Genomic DNA, 5,395 nt, shown 5'->3' with positions numbered 1-5,395 from the left:
CACTGCTGGACGGCGAGTATCAGCAGCAGCACGCCCAGCCCCATCTTCAACCAGGACACTGCGGACGACGGCTCGTCTGATCCGCCGAACCCGGCCGCGGCGAGCGCGGCGGACACACCCGTGACCATCGCGATCCCCGCCACCCAGCCCAGGAGGAAGCCCAGGCTGGTCGCGCCGGCCTTCCCCGCCAGCAACATCAGGATCGCTGCGATGATGGGGATCGGACTGATCGCCACCCCGACCGCCAGCGGCAGCAGCTCTCCGAAGACCTGGTTCATGACGCCTCCCGAATCTGATCGAGGCGACCCGGCCGTGACCACGGCGGTATCGGCCGCATATCACGTAGGTGTGATGTCGCCGAGCTTCCAGCTTCTGTTCGGCGGGCCGTAGAGACGGAAGTAGCTGGACCAATGGTCGCGGCCGGAGGTACCGCTCGACCGAGCCGTCGGGGTTGGTGACCAGCGGACCGAGTGGCGCCGGCAGCTCGCCGTCCATCTCGAGCCCGTCAAGCCGACGTCGCGTCACCGGCACGGCAAGCTCCCCGTCAGGACTCAGCATCTCCGTCCAGCCCGAACACGTCCTCATCCACAACGGGCGAGTCGGGCACACGGATGAGCGGATCAGCGCCGTGTTGCCGGGTTTGTCTCTGCTGGTGTTCCTCACCATCCAGTTCGCCTCCACGACCTTGTCCCGCGCCTGAACCTGTTCCGTGACGCCCCGCTGGTGATCATCGAAGCCGCACAAGGGGCACCGGGCGCCGGCGGATCGCCGCCGTGAACGCCAAGGTTCGCCCATGCGGGATGAGGCCGCCGGTCTTCTCAGCTGCGAATGTCGGTGTGCCCGGAGGTGGGGATTGGTGCTGGGCATACTGCAAGGAGGCACGATGTCGACTCCTGCGATGGCGACGTCTCGTCCGGGCATGAGTTCTGGTCCGACGAGTGAGTTCAGCTTGTTCTTCCGGGTCAAGACGGGTGAAGGCGAGTCCTTGCGGGCTGCGCTCCACGAGTTGCAACAGACGCCGGGCTACCGTCCGGGGGATCATGGACTTGCGATCGCCACGATTCATGAGGCGCGGTTCGTGCTCTTCGATGACGACACCCGGCTTGTGTTCGCGACGAGCTTCGACGGTCCCTGGGACGCCTACATGGAGGATTTCTTCACCTCTGGGCCGACGCTGGCTCTGTTCGATGCCATTTTCCGGCATGTGGAGGGCTACGAGGGCCTGCCCGATCGTCCTGCGTTGAGCAAGTTCATTCTCGGCGCGCAGCAGACCGCGGCTGCCTATGCCCGCAACTACGGGGGCACGGTCAAGGAGATTCGCAAGGCGGAGCGGGTGAACCGGGCTTTCCAGCAGGTGCTGGACGATCCGGATGCGGCGCAGGCGCTGCAACACCCGGTCTTGAAGCCGCTGCTGGACGAAGCCGCCGACTAGCAGGCTGAGCGACGCAGCCGGAACCGAGGATGCCGATGTCAGACCACATCTCCGGGCCCCGTGCCCTAGCGGACCCGATCGCCGACATCACCGACGTCTACGCGTTCCCCAGCCCGCAGCGGCCGGGACATCTGGTGCTGGTCATGAACACGCTGCCGTTCGCAAAGCCCTCGGATGTGCTGTCGGACGGGCTCATCTATCGCTTCCGGCTGCGCCCATTGACCCGGAACGGCGACGACGAGCCGGCGCCATTCCGGGCCCGCCCGGAGGAGTTCGTCTTCGACTGTGTCTTCGGTTCCGGCGGGCAAGGCGGCGAGCAGGAGGGCACCTGCCACACCCCGGCGGGCGACGCTGTCGGGTTCCGGCTGAACGACGAACAGGGCGGTGCCGCGCACGGCGTGCGGGCGTTCGCCGGCCCGCGCTGGGACCCGTTCATCATGGACGCCCCCGCGGCGTTGAAGACCATCGCGACGGGCCGGCTGGCGTTCACCGATCCCGGCGCAATCTTCCTCGACGGCAAGAACGTCCTGAGCCTGGTGGTCGAGGTCGACACCGCGGTTCTCGGTGGCGCCGAGCTGGTCGGCGTCATCGCCGAGACCCTGACCCGCGGCAAGTTCAACGTGCGGATCGAGCGGACCGGGCGGCCGGAGGTGAAGAACATGATGCTGGCACCCAAGCAATTCGACACCGTGAACCGGGATCTCGAGATCCGCGACCTCTACAACATGGAAGACGCCTTCCATCTCGGACCCAGCTATCACGCTGCCTACCGGGCGCGGATGAACGCCAACCTGGCTTTCTGGGACGGCCTCGACGGCAAGGCCGACTGGGCCACCGCGGCCAACGGTGACCATCGCTTGACCGGCCTCATGCTCGCCGACTTCCTCGTCGTGGACCTCACCCGGCCATACACCGAAACGGGCTCCTTCCTGGAGATCGAACTGGCCGCGCTGGCGGGCAAGGAGCACGAGACCTGCGGCGGGCGGGCGCTCAACGACGACGTGATCGACACGATCTTCACGCAGCTCGTCAACGCGGGGAACGGGCCCGTCGTCCGTGACGGGGTCGACCAGGCGACGAAGCCGGCCTCACGGACCTTTCCTTACCTCGCAGCGCCGAACCCGGACCCGCCGGAGCCTCCCGAGCATCTGTGACCATGGAAGACAGGCGAACGGCCGTGAGCATCACTGATCGGGTCGATCTGGAACTCGACGACATCCAGAGCGGAGTGCTGCACGAACGGCCGTCGCCGTACGTCGGAACCTATCTGCTCTTGCGTATCGACGACCGCGCTGCCGGACGGGAGCTGGTCCGGCGGCTGATTCCGCTCGTCGACACCGGTCGGCCCGCGCTCGATCCGGTACATGGGGCCTGGATCACCGTCGCCTTCACCTATCAAGGGCTCGCCGCGCTGGGCGTCCCGCACGAATCGCTCGACAGCTTCGCCCCGGAGTTCCGGCAAGGTATGGCGGCGCGTGCGGCGCAGCTGGGCGATGTCGGCGACAGCGGCCCCGCCAACTGGGAGGAGCCGCTGGGCAGCGGCGACGTCCACGTGGCCATCGCGGCGATCTCCGGTGACGCCGACCGGCTGCGGGCACTGGTGGAACGGGCACGGCGCGCCGACGAAGGGCTTGCCGGCGTCGAGATGATCTGGCAGCAGGACTGCTACCAGCTCCCCACCGGACGCACGTCCTTCGGCTTCCGGGACGGCATCGGCCAGCCGGCGGTGGAGGGCAGCGGACTGCCCTCCACGAACCCGAAGGAGGAGCCGATCAAGGCCGGGGAGATCATCCTCGGTTATCCGGACGAGACGGGCGAGCTGCCGCCGATGCCGGCTCCGGAGGTTCTCGGCCGCAATGGCACGTACGTGGTCTTCCGGAAGCTGCACACCCGGGTGGCGGCGTATCGGCAATACCTACGCCAGAAGGCCGCCAGCCGAGCCGATGAGGCGCTGCTGGGCGCCAAGATGGTCGGGCGCTGGCAGAGCGGCGCCCCGCTCGCCCTCTCCCCGGACCAGGACGATCCCGGCCTCGGCGCCGACCCGCATCGGCGCAACGACTTCGGCTACGCCGACGACCCGCGCGGCTTCAAGTGCCCGGCCGGCGCGCACGCCCGACGGGCGAACCCGAGAGACGCGCTGGACGACGACGGAGGTGTCAACGTACGCCTCCATCGCATGATCCGCCGCGGGACCAGCTACGGCCCGGCACTCCCCGAAGGGGTGCTCGAAGACGACGGCGCCGATCGCGGCATCATCTTCGTCTTCGCCGGAGCCTCCCTCAAACGCCAGTTCGAGTTCGTCAAGACCCAATGGCTCAAGGACGGCATCTTCATCGGCGCGCCGGCCGAGAAGGACCCCCTGGTCGGACCGAATGACAGCTCCGGGGCCTTCACCATCCCCACCACGCCGATCCGGCGTCGCCTCCAGCAACTGCCACCGTTCGTCGTCACCCGCGGCGGCGAGTACTGCTTTGCCCCCAGCCTGCGAGCGATGCGCTGGCTGGCACAGCTCGACACCTGACCGGCCGCGGAGAAGAGGACAACGTGACAACGAACGCGACCAGCACCGACCGCTGGAAGGCACTCGACTTCGGCCCACCGGCCTCCGATGTCGATGAGCCCGACTCCCCCGTACTGCTCGACTACCTCTCCGGCGGTCGGATCGCCGTCATCACCCTCAACCGGCCGAACGCGGACAACGCCATCACCACCGAGATGGGCGGCCGCCTCACCGAGGCCGTCGAGGAGATCGCGGTCCGGCCCGCGGTCCGCGTCGTGATCCTCACCGGGGCGGGGTCGCGGGCCTTCTCCGTGGGCAGCGATCTGCGGCAGCGAAAGAGCATGACGAAGGAAGGCTGGCTGCGCCAGCGCCAGGACTTCGACCGCACCCTCTACACGGTGCGGCAGCTGCGTAAGCCGATCTTCGCGGCGGTCAACGGCATCGCGTACGGCGGTGGCTCCGAACTCGCGCAGAGCACCGACTTCATCATCGCCTCCGACAACGCCGTGTTCGGCCAACCCGAGGCGATGATCGGCCTCTCGGCCGGAGGCGGTTCGCCGGTCTTCCTCCCTCGGCTGCTCCCGCCCGGCAAGGCCCTGCAGATGCTGATGACCGGCGACCCGATCACCGCCCAGGAGGCGTACCGGCTCGGCATGGTCAACGAAGTGCACCCGCCGACCGAACTCCTCGACGCGGCACACCGGATCGCGGAGAGGATCGCGAGCAACTCGCCGACCGCGGTCCAAGCCGTCAAACGGGCCGTTCAGCTCGGCGAGTGCCAGCCGACCGAGCAGGCGATCGCGATCATGATGGAGGCGCACTGGCGTTCGGCCATCCACCCGGACCGCGTCGAGGGCATCGGCGCCTTCAACGAAGACCGGGATCCGACCTTCCGGGACGCCGACTACTGACATGCGGCACGGCGACCGATCAACCGTGAACGAGGAGACTGAGACATGGTGATGGCAGACCGCTTCGAGACGGCGCGCACCGCACTGCGCATGATCAACCCGGCGCCGTTCAACGCGGAGGCGCCGCCCGAGGCCCTCACCGGGGAAATCACCCCCACCGAGTTCCACTACGTCCGCAGCAATTTCGCGGTGCCGGAACACGACGGCACGCTGGAGATCGGCGGCGCAGTGGAGCACCCGATGACCCTGACGCTCGACGACCTGCGTGCCATGCCGGCGGTCGAGCGAGCCGTCACCCTGGAATGCGCCGGGAACGGACGTCTGGCGATGAGACCGTTGCCGACCGGCGAACCATGGGGAGACTATGCGGTCTCGACCGCCCGCTGGACCGGCGCTCTGCTGCACGACGTCCTGCAGCGGGCGAACCCGTCCGCGGCGGGTGTCGACGTCCGGTTCGAAGGCGCCGACCACGGCGCCTACCACCTCCACCCGGTCCTCGCGGACACCAGCAGGGAGGACCTGGCCTTCGTCCGCGCGCTGCCCCTCGCCCAC

The 5,395-nt window shown here is 68.2% G+C and carries 6 protein-coding genes; 5 read left to right on the top strand and 1 reads right to left on the bottom strand.

Annotation, left to right across the window (positions count from 1 at the left end):
- The coding region (locus tag AB0M20_RS25455) for a GAP family protein (RefSeq protein WP_364302230.1) at positions 1-278 on the bottom strand (278 nt) is incomplete at its 3' end.
- 605 nt (positions 279-883) lie between these two features.
- Between AB0M20_RS25455 and AB0M20_RS25450 the strand changes: the two genes are divergently transcribed.
- From AB0M20_RS25450 to AB0M20_RS25430, 5 genes are all read left to right on the top strand, one after another.
- Positions 884-1,432, top strand: coding sequence for a hypothetical protein (locus AB0M20_RS25450; RefSeq protein ID WP_364302228.1), 549 nt, complete (start codon positions 884-886; stop codon positions 1,430-1,432).
- Between the two features lie 35 nt (positions 1,433-1,467).
- Positions 1,468-2,586: a DUF4331 family protein gene (locus AB0M20_RS25445; RefSeq protein WP_364302226.1), complete on the top strand. Its 1,119-nt coding sequence runs from the start codon at positions 1,468-1,470 to the stop codon at positions 2,584-2,586.
- 23 nt (positions 2,587-2,609) lie between these two features.
- A complete protein-coding gene (locus AB0M20_RS25440; protein ID WP_364302224.1) occupies positions 2,610-3,953 on the top strand; it encodes a Dyp-type peroxidase in 1,344 nt (447 codons plus the stop codon).
- Between the two features lie 23 nt (positions 3,954-3,976).
- A complete protein-coding gene (locus AB0M20_RS25435; RefSeq protein WP_364302222.1) occupies positions 3,977-4,843 on the top strand; it encodes an enoyl-CoA hydratase-related protein in 867 nt (288 codons plus the stop codon).
- A gap of 45 nt (positions 4,844-4,888) precedes the next feature.
- On the top strand, positions 4,889-5,395 hold a 507-nt coding region (locus tag AB0M20_RS25430; protein ID WP_364302220.1), incomplete at its 3' end, for a molybdopterin-dependent oxidoreductase.

The sequence above is a fragment of the Actinoplanes sp. NPDC051633 genome, assembly GCF_040681735.1.
In the GTDB taxonomy this organism is placed as follows: Bacteria; Actinomycetota; Actinomycetes; order Mycobacteriales; family Micromonosporaceae; genus Actinoplanes.
Note: the sequence above shows the minus strand (reverse complement) of the source record. Positions and strands in the feature narration are given on the sequence as shown.

Coding starts and splice junctions, on each gene's coding strand:
- AB0M20_RS25445 (WP_364302226.1), top strand. CDS start 1,468: ATGTCAGACCACATCTCCGGGCCCCGTGCCCTAGCGGACCCGATCGCC.
- AB0M20_RS25450 (WP_364302228.1), top strand. CDS start 884: ATGTCGACTCCTGCGATGGCGACGTCTCGTCCGGGCATGAGTTCTGGT.